This is a genomic window from Achromobacter xylosoxidans (assembly GCF_002192695.1).
Classification (GTDB): domain Bacteria; phylum Pseudomonadota; class Gammaproteobacteria; order Burkholderiales; family Burkholderiaceae_B; genus Achromobacter; species Achromobacter xylosoxidans_C.
In genome coordinates this window covers 37,866-52,878 of the sequence record NZ_MTLG01000088.1, presented here as the reverse complement: position 1 = coordinate 52,878, position 15,013 = coordinate 37,866, and the positions used below count along the sequence as shown (strand labels likewise).

Genomic DNA, 15,013 nt, shown 5'->3' with positions numbered 1-15,013 from the left:
CTTCCTATTTCTGCAGGCGGGGATTGAGCGCTTCGCGGATGCGGTCGCCCACGATGTTCATGGTGAAGACCACCGTCAGCAGCAGGACGCCCGGGTAGACGCTGATCCAGTACAGGCCGGCCAGCATTTGCTGGTAGCCGTTGGCGATCAGCAGGCCCAGCGAGGGCTCGGTGACGGGCAGGCCGATGCCCAGGAAGCTGAGCGTGGCTTCCGCCGCGATGGCGTTGGCCGTCTGGATCATGGCGATCACGATGACCGGCGGCACGCAGTTGGGCAGCAGTTGGCTGAAGAGCGCGCGCCGGTGGCTCAGGCCCAGGCAGAGCGCGGCTTCCATGTATTCCTTGCGCCGTTCGACCACGGCGGTGGCGCGCACCGCCCGCGCGAAGTACGCCCACTGCACCACGACCAGGGCGAGGATGACCTTGTCCAGGCCTTGCCCCAGGATGGCCAGCATCATGAGCGCGACCAGGATGGTGGGAAAGCCCAGCATCAGGTCGACCAGGCGCATGATCAGGGTGTCCACGCGGCCGCCGAAGTAGGCGGCGGCCAGTCCCAGCACCGTGCCCACCACCATGGCGAACAGGCCGCTGAGCACGCCCACGCCCAGGCTGGTGCGCAGTCCATACATCATGGCCGACAGCATGTCGCGCCCTTGCGCATCCGTGCCCAGCCAGTAGGTGTCGCCGTAGACCCCGACGCTGCCTGGCGGCAGGCGGCCGTCCAGGATGGTGATGGCCGCGAGGTCATAGGGATTCTGCGGCGCGATCCAGGTGGCGAACAGCGCGGCCAGCACCAGTACGCCGAGGATCGCGGCCGCGATGCTGGCTGCGCGGCTGTCGAGCACGCCGTACAGGGCCTGGCCCAGCGTCGTTTCGCGGTTGAGTTTCATGACGGCGGATTTCATTCGGCGGCTCCCACGCGGACACGGGGATCCAGGACGGAGTAGATGATGTCCACCAGCAGATTGAGCAGGATGAACATGGTCACCACGATGAGCAGATAGGCGACCACGACGGGGCGGTCCAGCTTCATGATGCTGTCGATGATGAGTTTGCCCACGCCAGGCCAGGCGAAGATGGTCTCGGTGACCGTGGCGAACGCGATCATCGAGCCGAACTCCATGCCGACCACGGTCACGATGGGGATCATGATGTTCTTGAGCACGTGCATGTAGATCACGCGCGATTCGCGCAGGCCCTTGGCGCGCGCGAACTTGACATAGTCCAGCGGCATGGTCTCGCGCACGCCGCTGCGCGTCAGGCGCACGATCAGGGCGATCTTGAACAGCGCCAGGTTCAGCGCCGGCAGGATCAGGTGGCGTATGCCGTCCCAGGACGCCAGGCTGGTCTGGATGCCCAGCAGTTCGCCGGTGGGGCCGCGTCCGGTCGACGGCAGCCAGCCCAGCGTCACCGAGAAGATCAGCACCAGCATGATGCCCTGCCAGAAATTGGGCAGGGAGAAACCCAGGATGGAGCCGGTCATGATGCCGCGGTCCAGCGCCGAATCGGGCTTCAGGCCCGCGACCAGGCCCAGCGGCAGGCCGATGGCGAGAGCCAGCAGCAGCGCGACGAAAGCCAGTTCCAGCGTGGCGGGCAGCCGCTGCAGGATCAGCTGGATGGCGGGCTGGTTGTAGACGAAGGACGTGCCCAGGTCTCCATGCAGCGCATTGCCGACGAATTTCAGGTACTGCTGATAGAGCGGCAGGTCCAGGCCCAGCGACGCCACGGCCTGGGCGATTTCTGCTTGCGAGGCGTCGGCCGGCACCAGGATCTCGATGGGGTCGCCGATGGCATAGACGCCGGCGAACACGATGAGCGAGGTCAGGGCGAGGATCACGACGCTCTGGCAGAGCCGGCGGATGATGAACGCGGTCATGGCGCGGCGCGGCGACAGGAGGGGCGTGGGACAACAGCGCGCATTTGGACTCCTTGCGATTCGGCGCTAATACGGATTGATTACGGAATCCTGTATGGGCAGAATCCGCGGTTGCCGGCATGTTCTAGCCAACGCGGGGGCTTGGCAACCGTATGCTGGGCCGGCATGCGTCTATGTGAATTCCGCCAAATTTGGTGCTAACCCTAGGTATTGGGCAAAGCGTCGCCGCCGGCGCGCCCGCGACAACAATGAATTTCAAGCAGCTAGAGGCCTTTGTGGCCTTCATGACCACCGGGTCGACCATCGAGGCCGCGCAGCGGCTGGGCGCGTCCCAGCCGGCGGTCAGCCGCCTGCTCAGCCAGTTCGAGTCCGATCTGGGCCTGCGATTGTTCCTGCGGCGCAAAGGCCGTCTGCATCCGAGCAGCGAGGCCGAAGCCCTGCTGCCGGACGTGCAGAACATGATTCTCGATGCCAAGTCGCTGCAGCGGCACGTCAATCAGCTGCGGCTGGGCGGGCTGCGGCGCACGCTCATGCGCGTGCAATTGCCCAGTTCGGTCGCCCAGACCGTCATGCCGGCCGTGGCGGAGTCCTTTCTTGACGATCATCCAGAGGTGGCGCTGGAGGTCTTGGTGGGCACCTATGAGACCAGCGAGGCCGCGGTGCTGGGCCGCGAGGCCGACCTGGCGCTGGTCCGTTCGCCCACGCTGAATTCCGGGCTGGAAACGGTGGCGCGCCTGAGCACGGACGCCGTGTGCATCGTGCCGTCCGGGCATGCGCTGCATGCCCTGCCCGAGGTCGGGCCGGCCGACCTCATCGGGGTCGACATGGTGCTGCTGGGACGCCAGCGCCTGCTGCGCCAGCAGATCGACCATGTGTTCCGGCAAGGCGGCATGGTGCCGCAGATCCGGGCAGAAGTGCATTCGGTGGAAATGGCCTGCCGGCTGGTGGCGCGGGGCATAGGCGTGTCGGTGGTCAACGGCCTGTTCGCGCGCCTGTGCCGGGAGGGCGGGGTGGTCTGCAAGCCCTTTGCGCCGCGCATCGGCTACAGCCTGGGCATGGTCATGATTGCGGGCGAACCGCGCAGCCCGTTGGTGCTGGAACTGTCGCGCCGCATCATCGACGAGATGTCGCGCATGGCGGGCAGCGATGCCTTCGCGCTCATCGATCCCTGAGGCGGGCGGCTTGCGCTGCGGCCTTGCGCCGACGGCTGCGGGAATTCAGGATAATCCGGGCGCCTGCACGGGCAGGCGCCATCCACGGTGCGGTACCTTCAGCTGCCGCCCTGGTCGGCAGCGCGCAGGATGCCGTACAGCTTGTCCTTCAGGTGCAGTTTTTCTTTCTTGAGCACTTCGACCTCGTTGCCCGACGCCGGCTGGATGCCGGCCTCCATGTTCTTGATTTCCTGGTCCAGGTCATTGTGACGCTGGAACAGCGCGGAGAAATGCGCGTTTTCGGATTTCAGTTGGGTAATGAGGTGGCGGTATTCAGGGAACATAGGGGCCTCTTTAAAGAACCGGTTGATGGGCACTGCGGGAAACCGGGGAACCTGATGATCCATAAAGCTTTCGATTCCATGACACGCCAACCCCGGGCCGTTGTCAACCATCCGGGTGCATGCCGTCCGTCCGAGAATTGATGTCGCGCAAAGCGGGGGCGAGGGCGTCATTCTGTCGCGCCTGATCACGTTTTATTACATGAAGATCCGTCCCCGGCGATACACTCGCTTCCCCGTGGTCTGCCATAAACATGAAATGAATCAGCGCGCGTCCATCCTTCGCCAGGTCTTACAGCTTTTCAAGCAGGACGGCAGGATCCGCCCGGGCACGGGCATGATCAGCGGCGTGATCGCGCTGTTCCTGGCCATCCTGTCGGTGCTGGGCGTGCTGGCGTTCCATTTCCCGGCCTACCTGACCACGCCGGAGCTGCGCAGCTTCTACAACGTGGACGCGATGCGCGCGCTGCTGTTCGGGGCGCTGCTGGTGTCCGGCACCATTGCCCTGACCAATACCGTGCTCGGCCGCCAGCGCTGGCTGAACATTGCGGCCTTCCTGCTGGTGTGCGGCGCGGTCGCGGCGGGTGGCAGCAACGTGGTGGTGACCACGTCCAATACGGGCAATCACCCCTATCTGGGCCTGGATTGGTTCATCCTGGACCTGCTGGCGTCCAGCACCGTGTTCATCATCTTCGAGAAACTGTTCCCCCTGTACCCGGGCCAACCGGTGTTCCGCGGCGAATGGCAGGTGGACATGAAGCACTTCCTGTTCAACCACCTGTCGGTGGGGGCGGTGCTGCTGTGCATCAACTTCTTCGTGCATCGGCTGTTTTCCTGGGCGGCCTACGAGCCCCTGCAACAGGCGATCGTGTCGCTGCCGTATCTGGTGGAATTGTTCCTGGCCGTGCTGGTGGCGGATCTGGTGCAGTATGCGGCGCACCGCGCCTACCACGAGGTGCCGTTCCTGTGGCGCATCCACGCGGTGCACCACAGCACCCGCACGCTGGACTGGCTGGCCGGTTCGCGCCTGCACATCGTCGAATTGCTGATCACCCGGGTCGCGGTGCTGGGCGTGCTGTTCGCGCTGGGTTTCTCCAAGCCGGTGCTGGACGCCTACATCATCATCGTCGGCTTCCAGGCGGTGCTGATCCATTCCAACGTGAAGGTGCCCTGGGGCTGGCTGCGCTACATCATCGTGACGCCGGACTCCCACCACTGGCACCACTCGTCGGATACCGAGGCCATCGACCGGAACTACGCCGCGCACTTTTCGTTCATCGACTACGCGTTCGGCACGGCGGTGCGCGGCGTGAGCAAGCGCCTGCCCGAGAATTACGGGATCCTGGACAACGACATGCCCAGCACCTTCCTGGCGCAGCAGGCCTACCCGTTCGCCCGCAAGAAATGAAACGGCGGCGCGCAAAGTGCGCGCCGCCGTGGCAGTCCAGGCCTGCCGGCTCAGCGTCTGGACGCGGCCGGCGGGGGCTTTACCGGCTGCCCTTGACGGTGGAGTAGGCCGCCATCAGGTTGCGGTAGTCGGGGATGTGGTTGGAGAACAGCGTCCCCAGGCCCTCGATGTCGTTGCGCCAGTCGCGGTGCAGCTCGCAAGCCACGCCAAACCAGCTCAGCAGTTGCGCGCCGGCCTGTTCCATGCGGCTCCAGGCGGCGTTGCGGGTCACTTCATTGAAGGTGCCGGACGCGTCGGTGACGACGAACACGTCAAAGCCTTCCTCCAGGGCCGACAGCGCCGGGAAGGCCACGCAGACTTCGGTGACGACGCCGGCGATGATCAACTGCTTCTTGCCGGTGGCCTTGACGGCCTTGACGAAGTCCTCGTTGTCCCAGGCGTTGATGTTGCCCGGGCGGGCGATGTAGGGCGCCTTGGGGAATTTGTCTTTCAGCTCCTGGACCAGCGGGCCGTTGGGGCCGTCCTCGAAGCTGGTGGTCAGGATGGTGGGCAGCTTGAAGTATTCGGCCAGGTCGGCCAGCGCCAGGACGTTGTTCTTGAACTGGTCGGGCTGGAAGTCCCGGACCAGGGACAGCAGGCCCACCTGGTGGTCGACCAGCAGCACTGCGGCCTGGGTCTTGTCGAGTTTCACATAGGGCTTGGACATTGCGTGCTCCATAAGGGGGAGGTTGCGCGCCTGGCGGCGCGCGGGGAAAAATCCGGCGCAGGCTCAGCGCTGGGAGTCGAGCGTTTCGCCCTTCTTGATGACTTCCTGAGCCCGGTTGTAGCTTTCGATCAGCAGTTGATAGGGCGGGAAGATCTTGGTGTAGACCTCGGCCCATTTGGCGGCGTCTTCGCGGTGCCAGGTCTTTTGCAGCTCGGCGGCCACGGCGCCCGTGTCCATGGGCACGGCGCCGGCCTGCACCACGCGCGCCAGGGTGATTTCCTGGGCCATCTTGCTGTAGGTGCCCGAGGCGTCGACCACCACGAAGACCTTGTAGCCCTCGGCCACCGCGCTGATGGCGGGGAACGCCATGCAGACGCTGGTGATGGTGCCGGCGATGATCAGGGTCTTGCGGCCTGTCGCCTTGACCGCGGCGACGAATTCAGGATTGTCCCAGGCATTGATTTCGCCCTTGCGCGCGACATATTTCGCGTGCGGGGCGTTCTCGTGGATTTCCGGAATCAAGGGGCCGTTGGGACCTTGCGGCACGGAAGCCGTGGTGATGACAGGCAGCTTCGCCAGGGTGGCCATGGAGGCGAGGGCGCCGGCAAGCGAGCGCAGCTCGGTCATCGGCATGTCCGCGACCGTCTGGAACAGGCCGCTCTGATGGTCGATCAGCAACATGACGGCATCGTTGGGATCGATGACGGGACGCTGGCCATTGAAGTTGGCGGGGACGCTCATGGTGTGCTCCTGATGACGTGGGGCTAATCATCCTAGGAGCAACTCGGGCGGCTGGGTAGGCAGGAAAAATGGGTTTCTGCGTCCCACTCGTCGAACGCTGCGCGAGCCTGCTGCTACTTCAAGGTGGGCAGCTTGTGGCGCACCTGGGTGTCGTGTTCGCGTTTGGCCACGTCCTGATACTCCGAGCTCAGGAAATCCAGCAGTTCCCGCACGCCGGGCAGCAGGCCGCGGCGGGACGGGAAGATGGCGTGCACGCTGCCCGCTTCCGGCTGCCAGGGAGCGCCGACGTCCACCAGGGTGCCTGCGTCCAGTTCTTCCCGAATCATGAGCAGGGGCAGGGCGACCACGCCCACGCCGCGCAAGGCGGCCTGCTTCAGGGCCAGCATGTCGTCGGTCACCAGGCGCGGCGTGAACGGCACCACGATGCGCGCGCCATCCGGCCCGTCCAGCCGCCAATGGGACTCGCGCTGTTCGGTGCCCAGCGCCAGCGTGGGCAGGTCGCTCAGGGCATGCGGATCCGCCGGCAGCCTGATGCCGCGGGCCAGCGCGGGACTGGCCACCAGACACTGGCAGCTCATGCCCAGCGGTTTCATGATGAGGTCGCTGCTCTCGATGGGGCCGAAGCGCACGCGCACGGCGATGTCGAAACCCTCGCGCAGTACGTCCACGGGGCGGCTGAAGCTCTTCAGGTAGACGTGGACCTTGGGGCAGCGGACCATGAAGCGGGCCACCAGGTCGCCCAGGAAGTAGTAGATCAGCGCGGGCGGCGCGCTGATGCGTATCGTGCCTTGCGGTTCGGCTCGGGTCCGGTCGATGACCTCCTGGGCGGCTTCGGCGCCCGCCAGCATCGACAGGCATTGTTCGTAATATTCCTGACCCAATTCGGTCACGGCGAAGCTGCGCGTGGAACGCTGGATGAGCCGCACGCCCAGCCGGTCTTCCAGCAGCGCGATGCGCCGGCTGAGGCGGGACTTGGGTATGTCCAAGGCCCGCCCGGCGGGCGCGAATCCGCCGTTCTTGACGACCTGGACGAAGTAAAAGAGGTCATTCAAGTCGTGCATGCTGCTTCCCCGCTGTTCTGATAATAGGACGTCAAGGGGAGCATATAACGGCGAGTGCACTGTGCGGGCATGTTTTCTTTTACATTTGGCATACTCCCAGGAGCCGCCATGCCAGCTTCCGATCCCGCCGCGCTCGCCCGCGAAATCAAGGCGGCGCAGGACCATGTGTCTTACCTCGCGCCGCTCACGGCCAAGCGCCCGCGCTTCGACCTGGACGCCGCCTACGACGTGGCCGCGCGTATCCATCAGGCGCGGCTGGCTGAGGGCGCGCTGCTCGTCGGCCGCAAGATCGGGTTCACCAATGCCGCGATGTGGGCTGCGCTGGGCGTGGATTTCCCGGTGTGGGGGCGCGTCTATGAACATAGCGCCGTCTACGACGATACCGGCGAAGTGCATTGCCGCCTGGCGCGCTATGTCGAGCCGCGCATCGAGCCGGAAATCGTGCTGCACTTCAATGCCGCGCCGCCGCAAACGCGGGACCCGGCAGCCATACTGGCGTGCGTGGACTGGATCGCCCACGGCTTTGAACTGGTGCAGTCGCACTATCCCGCCTGGCAGTTCCAGGCCGCCGACACCGTGGCGGACAACGCCTTGCATGGCGCGCTCTTCATCGGTCCGCTCACGGAACCGGCCGAACTCGGGCCGGGGCTGATCGAACAGCTGGCGGACTTCCGCGTGAACTTGTCCTGCAACGGCATCCACCGCGAAACCGGCTCTGGGTCCAATGTGCTGGGCAGTCCGCTGGCGGCGCTGGCCCATTTGCTGGCGGTGGTGGCGGAGCGTCCTGCCGACGAGGCGATCCAGGCGGGCGAGCTGGTCACGACCGGCACGCTGACCAAGGCTTATCCGGTGCATGCCGGGGAAACGTGGAGCACCACGCTGGAGGGCATCGGCTTGCCGGGCCTGCGCATCGTGTTCGACGAGTGAGATTCCGCGCCGGTCGCGGCCGGCGCGTGCAGGAGGCCCGCTAGGTGCTGGCGCGCTGGTTCAAGGTCAGCGGAAACACTTCCTGGCGCGCGATGGGCGCGCCGCCATTCAGGCGTTGCAGCAGTAGTTCCCCGGCGCGCGCGCCCAGCTTGCGGCTGTCCACGCCTATGGTGGTCAGGCCGGGCTCGATCTCGCTGGCGATGTCGGTATCGCCAAAACCCAGGATGGCGATGTCGCGCGGGATGGCGAGCTTGCGGTCGCGCGCCTCGAACAGCGCGCCCACCGCCAGCAGGTCGTTGGCGCAGAACACGGCGTCGAAGTCCTGGCCCATGGCGAGCAGGCGGGCCAGGGCGGCGCGGCCATCGGCGATGGTCTGCGCGTTGTCCACCGCCAGTTCGGCCACGACCTGCAGTCCGAGTTCGGCCGCGGCGGCGTTAAAGCCCTGGCGGCGCAGATCGCCGCGTCCGCCCTGGCGCGCGACGAAGGCGACGCGCCGGTAGCCGCGTTCGGCCAGATGGCGCGCGGCCATGACGCCGCCGTCGTAGTTGGAAAAACCCACCAGCATGTCGATGGGGTCGCGCGGATAGGCCCAGGTCTCCATGATGGGGATGCCCAGCTCGCGTAGCGACTGGCGGTTTTCCTCGAGTTCGATAACGCCGGTGAACAGCACCGCCGCGGGCCGCAGGGCGCGCAGCGAGGCGATCATGCTGGTTTCCTTGGCATAGGAATACGAGGTCTGTCCCACCATCAGTTGATAGCCCTGAGGCTCCAGCACTTCGGCGCAGCCCTGCACGGCCAGCGCGAACTGCTGGCTGAGGATGTTGGAGACGAATGCCGCCACCACGCTGGACTGTCCGGAGCGCAAGGCCCGCGCGTGCGGATTCGAGGCATAGCCGGTCTGCGCCACCACTTGCAGGATGCGGTCGCGTTTTTCTTGAGCCACTTTCTCGGGCTGGCGCAAGGCCCGCGACACCGTGATGGGCGATACCCCGGCCAGCCTGGCCACTTCCTCGATGCGCGGCGGTTTGGCGGGGGCGGCGGCGCGAGCGGGCGCGGCGGCGCCCTCGGGACGCACGCGCAGCACGTCGTCGTAGGTGGGAGCGGAAGGAGGCGCGGGCCGGTGGGTCATGCGATTTCTTTTGATTGTTCCGGGATCAGGCGGCAGCCGTCAGGATATCAGCCTGGCCGACGGGACGCGCAACCTGGATCAGGCTGTCGCCGGATTCGCAGTCCGTATGCAGGCGCCGCGAAATGACGATGCCTGGCTGCCGGAAGCGCAGGATTTCCTCTTCCGCGTCCAGCTGGTTGAGGTCGTGGTAGTAGCCCGCGACGTCGCCCGCTCGCACCGTCGCGCCGATGTCGACCGCCGGCTCGAACCAGCCGCGCCGGGTGGCGAAGATGTTCTGTTCGTGGCTGTCCAACTCCAACAGCTGCATGGCGGGCGCGCCGGGTTCGTGCGGACCCAGCAGGGGCGCGTCCGTCACGCCCAGCTTCTGCAGCAGATTGTCGATGGCGCGTTGGGTCGCGGCCAGCGTGGCCGGGGTCAGGGTGCCGCCACCGCCGAATTCGCCGCTGATGCCGATGGCGCCGGCGCGCGCGGCCGCCGCCATCGAGGTGGGGGCGTCGCGGCCATTGGCCGCGACGAAGGCGTGGCCCATGCCGAGCGAGCCCATCAGGTCCAGCGCGCGCGCCATGCGCTCGGGCGAGTCCTGGCGCTCGATCAGGGCGGTGGGCAGGTGCGCCATCGAGGTGCCGCCGGAATGGATGTCGAACACCACGTCGTGGCGCGGGAACAGCTCGTGTTCGAGGAAGTGCGCCAGGCGCTCGGTCGGGGTGCCGCCGGGCACGCCGGGAAAGGCGCGGTTGAGATTACCGTTGTCCAGCGGCGAGCGCCGCCGCGCCGCCATCACGGCGGGCAGGTTGGCCAGCGGCAGGATGGTGACCTCGCCGCGCATGCGGGCGGGGTCCAGGCGGCGGATCAGGCGGCCCAGGGCGACCTCGCCTTCGTATTCGTCGCCGTGGTTGCCCGCCATGAGCAGCACGCGCGGGCCGCTGCCGTTGCGGATGCGGCAGATGGGCGTCTTGATCTGGTAGTAGGGCGAACGATCCACCGAATAGGGGGTGCCCAGGAAGCTGAGCGCCTTGCCGTCGGCATCGAAATCTATCTCGTGAAACAGGCCGGTATGCATGGGGGGATACAACTGCGCCGCGCAAGGCGGCGCGAAAGGGGATCGGAAGGCTGCCGCAAAGCGCGCTTAGCGCAGCGCGGCGACCGCGGTCATCTCGACCCGCAGGTCGGGGTCGGCCAGGCGCGCCTCGACGCAGGCGCGGGCCGGCGGGTTGGCGGGATCGATCCAGGCGTCGTAGACGCGGTTCATGGCGTCGAAGTCGCCGATGGCGGGCAGGAACACGTCCACGGCCAGCAGGCGCGATTTGTCGCTGCCGGCCTCGGCCAGCAGCGCCTCGATCTTCGCCAGCACTTCGCGGGTCTGCGATTCGAGCGAACCCTGGCGGTTGTCGGCCACCTGGCCGGCGATGAACACGAAGCCGTTGTACGAGACGGCCTGGCTCATGCGCGAGCCGGATTTGTAGCGTTTGATCATGCGAGTCCTTGGTATGTCGGCCGATTACATCTGCGGCAGGGTCTGGGCTTCCTTGAACCACTTTTGCTGCAGGGCCGGCAGCTTGCCGTTCAGGCGGTTGGTGAAGAGGAAGGTATTGATCCAGTTCAGCAGGTTCTGCTGGCCTTGCTGCACGGCGGCGTGGGCCGGCGACTGGCGGATCAGGAACTTGAGCTGGGGGGCCTTGGCGGGATTGTCTTCAGCCACCTTGAGCGCGATGGCGCTGTTCTCGGCGAACGATTCCGACTGCCCCGCCAGATAGGCGGCCACGGCCGAGGGCGTGTCCTCGAAGCGCACCAGCTTGGCGCCCGGGGCGTTGTCGGTGAGCCATATGTCCAGGGTGGAACCCTTGGCGACCGCGATGCTGTGACCTTTCAGTTCGTCCACGGTCTTGGCTTGCGGCATGGCTTGCCCGCCGTAGACGCCCAGGTTCACCGCGGCGTAGGGTTGCGAGAACATGACCTGCTGGGCGCGTTCCGGGGTGGCGCCGGCGGCCGCGATCAGCACGTCGACCTTGCCGGCCAGCAGGCTGGGGATGCGGCTGGCGCCGGTGACCTGCACCAGCTCCAGCTTCACGCCCATGTCGGCGGCCATGAGTTTGGCCAGGTCGATGTCCAGGCCGGCGGCCTCGCCCTTGGCGTCCTTGAAGCCCCAGGGCGCGGCGTCCATCAGCACGCCCACGCGCAGCTTGCCCGCGCCCAGCACGTCCTGCAGTTTGTCGGCGGCCGAGGCGGGCGCGGCCAGGGAGAGACAGACGGCCGCGGCGGCGGCCAGCTTGGCGTACAGTTTCATGCAATGACTCCAGTGGCGGGATGCCTTAGTGAGTGGTGGGCGCGGCCGTGCCGATGAACTGGCGCAGCTCGGGGGTTTGGGGGTTGGCGAAAAGTTCGGCGGGCGGGCCCTGTTCCCAGACGCGGCCCTGGTGCATGAACACGACCTTGGATGCGACGTTGCGGGCGAAGGCCATTTCATGCGTCACCAGCACCATGGTCATGCCCTGGCGCGCCATGTCTTCCATGACCTTCAGCACTTCGCCCACCAGCTCCGGGTCCAGCGCCGAGGTGACCTCGTCGAACAGCATCAGTTGCGGCGCCATGGCCAGGCAGCGCGCGATCGCCACGCGCTGCTGCTGGCCGCCCGACAGCAGGGCCGGATAGGCATCGATCTTTTCGGCCAGGCCGACGCGGCGCAGCACGTCCAGCGCCAGCGCGCGGCCTTGCGACTTGGCGATCTTGCCGTTGAGCGTGGGCGCCAGCGTGATGTTGCGTTCCACGTTCAGGTGCGGAAACAGGTTGAACTGCTGGAACACGATGCCCACGCGCTGGCGGAACTGGCGCAGGCCCGGCATGCTGGCGTGGACCCGTTCGCCGCCGATGCGGATGTCGCCGTCGTCCACCGTTTCCAGCGCGTTCAGGCAGCGCAGCAGGGTGGACTTGCCCGAGCCGGAGCGGCCGATGATGGTGACGATCTCGCCTTCGTTGACTTCTAGCGAGACGCCGTTGAGCACCGCGTTGGCGCCGAAGCGTTTGTGGATGTTGGAGACTTCAACGAGCGCCATGGAAGCGGCCCTCCAGGTTACGGGCCCACATCGTCAGGGGCAGGCACGCCGCGAAGTAAAGCAACGCGACGCAGGAATAGACCAGCAGCGGCTGGAAGGTGGCGGCGCTGGCGATCTGCCCGGCGCGCGCCAGTTCGACAAAGCCCACCACGGAGGCCAGCGAGGTGCCCTTGATGAGCTGCACCAGGAAGCCCACCGTGGGCGGCAGCGACAGGCGGAACGCCTGCGGCGCGATCACGTGGCGGAACTGGTGCCATTTGGACAGGCCCAGGCAGGCGGCCGCTTCCCACTGCTCGTGCTTTACGGCCTGGATGCCGCCGTACCAGATCTGGCCCAGGAAGGCCGCCGTGTAGATGATGAAGGCCACGCTGACGGCCGTCAGCGCGGGCACCTCGATGCCCAGGAACACCGGCATGCCGAAGTAGAAGAACATCAGCAGGCCCAGGAGCGGCACGCCCTGGACCAGCTGTTGCAGGGCCGCGGCCAGCCAGCGCAGCGGCGCCGAACGATGACCGCGCAGCAGCGCCAGGCCCAGGCCCAGCGGCGCGCCGATGGCCAGCGCAATCAGCACCAGGGCCACGGTCCACTGCAGCGCGCTGAGCAGGGAGGCGAAATCGCTCAGGGTGAAGGTACGCATGCTTGCGGCTCCTAGCGGCGCACGGGCCAGGTGAAGGCCAGGCTGCCGGCCAGGGCCAGCAAGGCCTTGGTGATCAGCACCAGCGTGAAATAGATGCCGCAGATCACCGCATAGACCTCGAAGCTGCGATAGGTGCGGCTTTCGATGAAGCTGCCGGCATGGAACAGGTCCTCGGCCGACACCTGCGAGGCCAGCGAGGTGCCGAGCAGCAGGATGACCAGCTGCGTGCCCAGGGCCGGATAGACGTTGCGCAGGGCGGGCGCCAGCACGATGTAGCGGTACACCTGCCAGGTGCTCAGGCCCAGGCAGTGGCCGGCCTCGACCTGGCTGCGCGGAATGGAATCCAGGCCGGCGCGCAGGATCTCGATGGCATAGGCGCCGAAGTACAGGCTGAGCGCCAGCGCCGCGGCCACGAAGGGCGGCATGCGCAGGCCCAGCCCAGGCAGGACGAAGAACACCACGAACAGCTGGATCAGCGACGGCGTGTTGCGGAACACCTCGACATAGGCGCGCAGCGCCAGCTTGACCGACTTGGGGCCGTGGCGCGTCAGCACGGCGCCGGCCAGTCCGATGGCCAGCCCGGCGATCACGGCGATGACGGTCAGCTCCAGCGTTACCTGGATGCCGTCCCAGAGCTGTTCGCGGTAGCGCCAGATCTGTTGGAAGTTCAGCTGTTGCATGGCTTATCCGAAGAACGTGCGATAGGCCGACTGCACGCGGCCGTGGGCATCCAGGCCGAAGAACACGCGCCAGCGGTCCAGACAGGTGCAGGGATGTGAAATGCCGAACTCGATCACGTCGCCCGGCGCGAGTTCGCTGTCCGGGGCGATGGCGAGGAAGGCGTGCTGGTCGTTGAGCCGGGTGACGCGGGCTTGCGCATCCCAGCCGGGCAGGACCGCGCCGCCGCGGAAGGCGGCCAGCGGCGCGGGCAGGTCCTGGTCGTAGGACACGTCGCGCATGCCGAAGCCGCAGATCGCCAGGCCCGGCTCGGGGCGCGACAGGACTTCGCCCCACAGGCGCAGGGCCGGCTGGAAATCGGTGGCGGCATTGCGCGCCTGGCCGTCGATCTTGAAGCCCGCGCGGGCGTCCATGGCTTGCAGCGCGCGCTGGTAGGTGCCGTGGTCATGGAAGAAGATGGCGCCGCTGCGCAGCACCAGTTGGGCGTTGCCGTCCGTGGCCAGCCAGGGCTGGGCTGCCTGCGTGACCTGGTCGAAAAAGGCCGAGCCGCCCGCGGTGAACACCAGCGGCGCCTGCGGCGCCAGGACGCGCACCTGCTGGAACGCGCGGGCGGCGCGCTCCATCAGCGCGGCGATGTTGCTTGCGGTGAGCGCTGCGTCCGACGAGGCGACCGCGCCCTCGTATGTCGCCACGCCGGCCAGCGCGAGCTTGCCGCCTTGTTCGCGGATCGCGTCCAGGATGGCCGCGACGGCGGCATCGTCGCGCGCGCCTGCGCGGCCGCCGCCGACTTCCACCAGCACTTCCACGGGGCGGCCGGCTTGCTCTGCCGCAGCCGCCAGCGAACGCACCGTGGCGGCGGAATCCGCGAAGGCCAGCAGGCGCGCGGCGGGGTAGGCCGCCAGCAGCTTGCCCAGGCGGGCGCCGCTGGCCGCGCCGCCGATCTCATTGCCCAGCATCAGGCGGGAAACCCCGGCGCGCAGCAGCACGGCGGCCTGCTGCAGGTTGGCGACGGTGGCGCCCCAGGCGCCGGCGTCCAGCAGGCGCTGCACGATCTGCGGCGACATCGGCGTCTTGGCATGCGGCGCCAGCGCGGCGCCGTGGCTGCGGGCGTACTGGAAGATCTGCTCGACGTTGTGGGCGAAGGCGGCCTCGTCCAGCGTCAGGACGGGCAGGGCCATGTCGCCGTTCCTGGGCTGCCAGCGCCGGGCTGCCACCGCGCGCAAGGGGAACGCGGGCTCGCCCGGAGGAATGCCCCGGTAGGTGTCGTCCAGGGGAGTATCGAGCAGGGTTTCCAGGAAGGGATTCATGC

17 protein-coding genes are annotated in these 15,013 nt (G+C 67.1%); 3 read left to right on the top strand and 14 right to left on the bottom strand.

The genetic code is table 11. The features are described 5' to 3' along the window. Nucleotides 1-4: 4 nt before the first annotated feature. Both BRO63_RS23305 and BRO63_RS23300 read right to left on the bottom strand, forming a co-directional pair. Nucleotides 5-904: an ABC transporter permease gene (locus tag BRO63_RS23305; RefSeq protein WP_088142085.1), complete on the bottom strand. Its 900-nt coding sequence runs from the start codon at nt 902-904 to the stop codon at nt 5-7. After that, nucleotides 901-1,875, bottom strand: coding sequence for an ABC transporter permease (locus BRO63_RS23300; protein ID WP_059379556.1), 975 nt, complete (start codon nt 1,873-1,875; stop codon nt 901-903). The genes BRO63_RS23305 and BRO63_RS23300 overlap by 4 nt, the downstream gene beginning before the upstream one ends. A gap of 248 nt (nt 1,876-2,123) precedes the next feature. Here BRO63_RS23300 and BRO63_RS23295 point away from each other — a divergent pair, with 248 nt between their 5' ends. Continuing rightward, complete coding sequence (locus tag BRO63_RS23295) at nt 2,124-3,047, top strand: LysR family transcriptional regulator (protein WP_088142084.1); 924 nt, start codon at nt 2,124-2,126, stop codon at nt 3,045-3,047. A gap of 98 nt (nt 3,048-3,145) precedes the next feature. Here the strand turns inward: BRO63_RS23295 and BRO63_RS23290 are convergent, their stop codons facing one another. Further along, on the bottom strand, nt 3,146-3,370 hold the full coding sequence (locus BRO63_RS23290; RefSeq protein WP_013395499.1) for a YdcH family protein: 225 nt from the start codon (nt 3,368-3,370) through the stop codon (nt 3,146-3,148). Nucleotides 3,371-3,626: 256 nt separating this feature from the next. On the opposite strand from BRO63_RS23290, the gene BRO63_RS23285 reads away from it, so the two are divergent. Next, nucleotides 3,627-4,775 (top strand): sterol desaturase family protein, encoded by a 1,149-nt coding sequence (locus BRO63_RS23285; RefSeq protein ID WP_088142083.1) that lies wholly within the window; start codon nt 3,627-3,629, stop codon nt 4,773-4,775. Nucleotides 4,776-4,854: 79 nt separating this feature from the next. Here BRO63_RS23285 and ycaC read toward each other — a convergent pair whose 3' ends face one another. From ycaC to BRO63_RS23270, 3 genes are all read right to left on the bottom strand, one after another. Next, on the bottom strand, nt 4,855-5,481 hold the full coding sequence (gene ycaC / locus BRO63_RS23280; RefSeq protein WP_088142082.1) for an isochorismate family cysteine hydrolase YcaC: 627 nt from the start codon (nt 5,479-5,481) through the stop codon (nt 4,855-4,857). A gap of 63 nt (nt 5,482-5,544) precedes the next feature. Then, a complete protein-coding gene (locus tag BRO63_RS23275; RefSeq protein ID WP_088142081.1) occupies nt 5,545-6,222 on the bottom strand; it encodes a hydrolase in 678 nt (225 codons plus the stop codon). Nucleotides 6,223-6,335: 113 nt separating this feature from the next. Then, nucleotides 6,336-7,283, bottom strand: a complete 948-nt coding sequence (locus tag BRO63_RS23270; protein ID WP_088142080.1) for a LysR substrate-binding domain-containing protein — start codon at nt 7,281-7,283, stop codon at nt 6,336-6,338. 108 nt (nt 7,284-7,391) lie between these two features. Here BRO63_RS23270 and BRO63_RS23265 point away from each other — a divergent pair, with 108 nt between their 5' ends. Next, nucleotides 7,392-8,210 (top strand): 2-keto-4-pentenoate hydratase, encoded by an 819-nt coding sequence (locus BRO63_RS23265; RefSeq protein WP_088142079.1) that lies wholly within the window; start codon nt 7,392-7,394, stop codon nt 8,208-8,210. Between the two features lie 40 nt (nt 8,211-8,250). Here BRO63_RS23265 and BRO63_RS23260 read toward each other — a convergent pair whose 3' ends face one another. From BRO63_RS23260 to BRO63_RS23225, 8 genes are all read right to left on the bottom strand, one after another. Further along, nucleotides 8,251-9,339: a LacI family DNA-binding transcriptional regulator gene (locus tag BRO63_RS23260; RefSeq protein ID WP_088142078.1), complete on the bottom strand. Its 1,089-nt coding sequence runs from the start codon at nt 9,337-9,339 to the stop codon at nt 8,251-8,253. 25 nt (nt 9,340-9,364) lie between these two features. Continuing rightward, entirely contained in the window at nt 9,365-10,399 is a 1,035-nt protein-coding gene (locus BRO63_RS23255; RefSeq protein ID WP_088142077.1) for a succinylglutamate desuccinylase/aspartoacylase domain-containing protein, read from the bottom strand. A 66-nt stretch (nt 10,400-10,465) separates the two neighbouring features. Beyond that, nucleotides 10,466-10,813: a RidA family protein gene (locus BRO63_RS23250; protein ID WP_013395491.1), complete on the bottom strand. Its 348-nt coding sequence runs from the start codon at nt 10,811-10,813 to the stop codon at nt 10,466-10,468. 24 nt (nt 10,814-10,837) lie between these two features. Beyond that, on the bottom strand, nt 10,838-11,623 hold the full coding sequence (locus BRO63_RS23245; protein WP_088142076.1) for a transporter substrate-binding domain-containing protein: 786 nt from the start codon (nt 11,621-11,623) through the stop codon (nt 10,838-10,840). A gap of 25 nt (nt 11,624-11,648) precedes the next feature. Next, nucleotides 11,649-12,389, bottom strand: a complete 741-nt coding sequence (locus tag BRO63_RS23240; protein WP_088142075.1) for an amino acid ABC transporter ATP-binding protein — start codon at nt 12,387-12,389, stop codon at nt 11,649-11,651. Then, entirely contained in the window at nt 12,376-13,026 is a 651-nt protein-coding gene (locus BRO63_RS23235) for an amino acid ABC transporter permease (RefSeq protein WP_088142074.1), read from the bottom strand. The genes BRO63_RS23240 and BRO63_RS23235 overlap by 14 nt, the downstream gene beginning before the upstream one ends. Before the next feature lie 11 nt (nt 13,027-13,037). Beyond that, on the bottom strand, nt 13,038-13,706 hold the full coding sequence (locus BRO63_RS23230) for an amino acid ABC transporter permease (protein ID WP_088142073.1): 669 nt from the start codon (nt 13,704-13,706) through the stop codon (nt 13,038-13,040). A gap of 3 nt (nt 13,707-13,709) precedes the next feature. Beyond that, a complete protein-coding gene (locus BRO63_RS23225) occupies nt 13,710-15,011 on the bottom strand; it encodes an alanine racemase (RefSeq protein WP_088142072.1) in 1,302 nt (433 codons plus the stop codon). Nucleotides 15,012-15,013 lie beyond the last annotated feature (2 nt).

Coding starts and splice junctions, on each gene's coding strand:
- BRO63_RS23240 (WP_088142075.1), bottom strand. CDS start 12,389: ATGGCGCTCGTTGAAGTCTCCAACATCCACAAACGCTTCGGCGCCAAC.
- BRO63_RS23295 (WP_088142084.1), top strand. CDS start 2,124: ATGAATTTCAAGCAGCTAGAGGCCTTTGTGGCCTTCATGACCACCGGG.
- BRO63_RS23230 (WP_088142073.1), bottom strand. CDS start 13,706: ATGCAACAGCTGAACTTCCAACAGATCTGGCGCTACCGCGAACAGCTC.
- BRO63_RS23305 (WP_088142085.1), bottom strand. CDS start 904: ATGAAATCCGCCGTCATGAAACTCAACCGCGAAACGACGCTGGGCCAG.
- BRO63_RS23285 (WP_088142083.1), top strand. CDS start 3,627: ATGAATCAGCGCGCGTCCATCCTTCGCCAGGTCTTACAGCTTTTCAAG.
- BRO63_RS23290 (WP_013395499.1), bottom strand. CDS start 3,370: ATGTTCCCTGAATACCGCCACCTCATTACCCAACTGAAATCCGAAAAC.
- BRO63_RS23270 (WP_088142080.1), bottom strand. CDS start 7,283: ATGCACGACTTGAATGACCTCTTTTACTTCGTCCAGGTCGTCAAGAAC.
- BRO63_RS23225 (WP_088142072.1), bottom strand. CDS start 15,011: ATGAATCCCTTCCTGGAAACCCTGCTCGATACTCCCCTGGACGACACC.
- BRO63_RS23265 (WP_088142079.1), top strand. CDS start 7,392: ATGCCAGCTTCCGATCCCGCCGCGCTCGCCCGCGAAATCAAGGCGGCG.
- BRO63_RS23250 (WP_013395491.1), bottom strand. CDS start 10,813: ATGATCAAACGCTACAAATCCGGCTCGCGCATGAGCCAGGCCGTCTCG.
- BRO63_RS23275 (WP_088142081.1), bottom strand. CDS start 6,222: ATGAGCGTCCCCGCCAACTTCAATGGCCAGCGTCCCGTCATCGATCCC.
- BRO63_RS23300 (WP_059379556.1), bottom strand. CDS start 1,875: ATGACCGCGTTCATCATCCGCCGGCTCTGCCAGAGCGTCGTGATCCTC.
- BRO63_RS23255 (WP_088142077.1), bottom strand. CDS start 10,399: ATGCATACCGGCCTGTTTCACGAGATAGATTTCGATGCCGACGGCAAG.
- ycaC (WP_088142082.1), bottom strand. CDS start 5,481: ATGTCCAAGCCCTATGTGAAACTCGACAAGACCCAGGCCGCAGTGCTG.
- BRO63_RS23235 (WP_088142074.1), bottom strand. CDS start 13,026: ATGCGTACCTTCACCCTGAGCGATTTCGCCTCCCTGCTCAGCGCGCTG.
- BRO63_RS23245 (WP_088142076.1), bottom strand. CDS start 11,623: ATGAAACTGTACGCCAAGCTGGCCGCCGCCGCGGCCGTCTGTCTCTCC.
- BRO63_RS23260 (WP_088142078.1), bottom strand. CDS start 9,339: ATGACCCACCGGCCCGCGCCTCCTTCCGCTCCCACCTACGACGACGTG.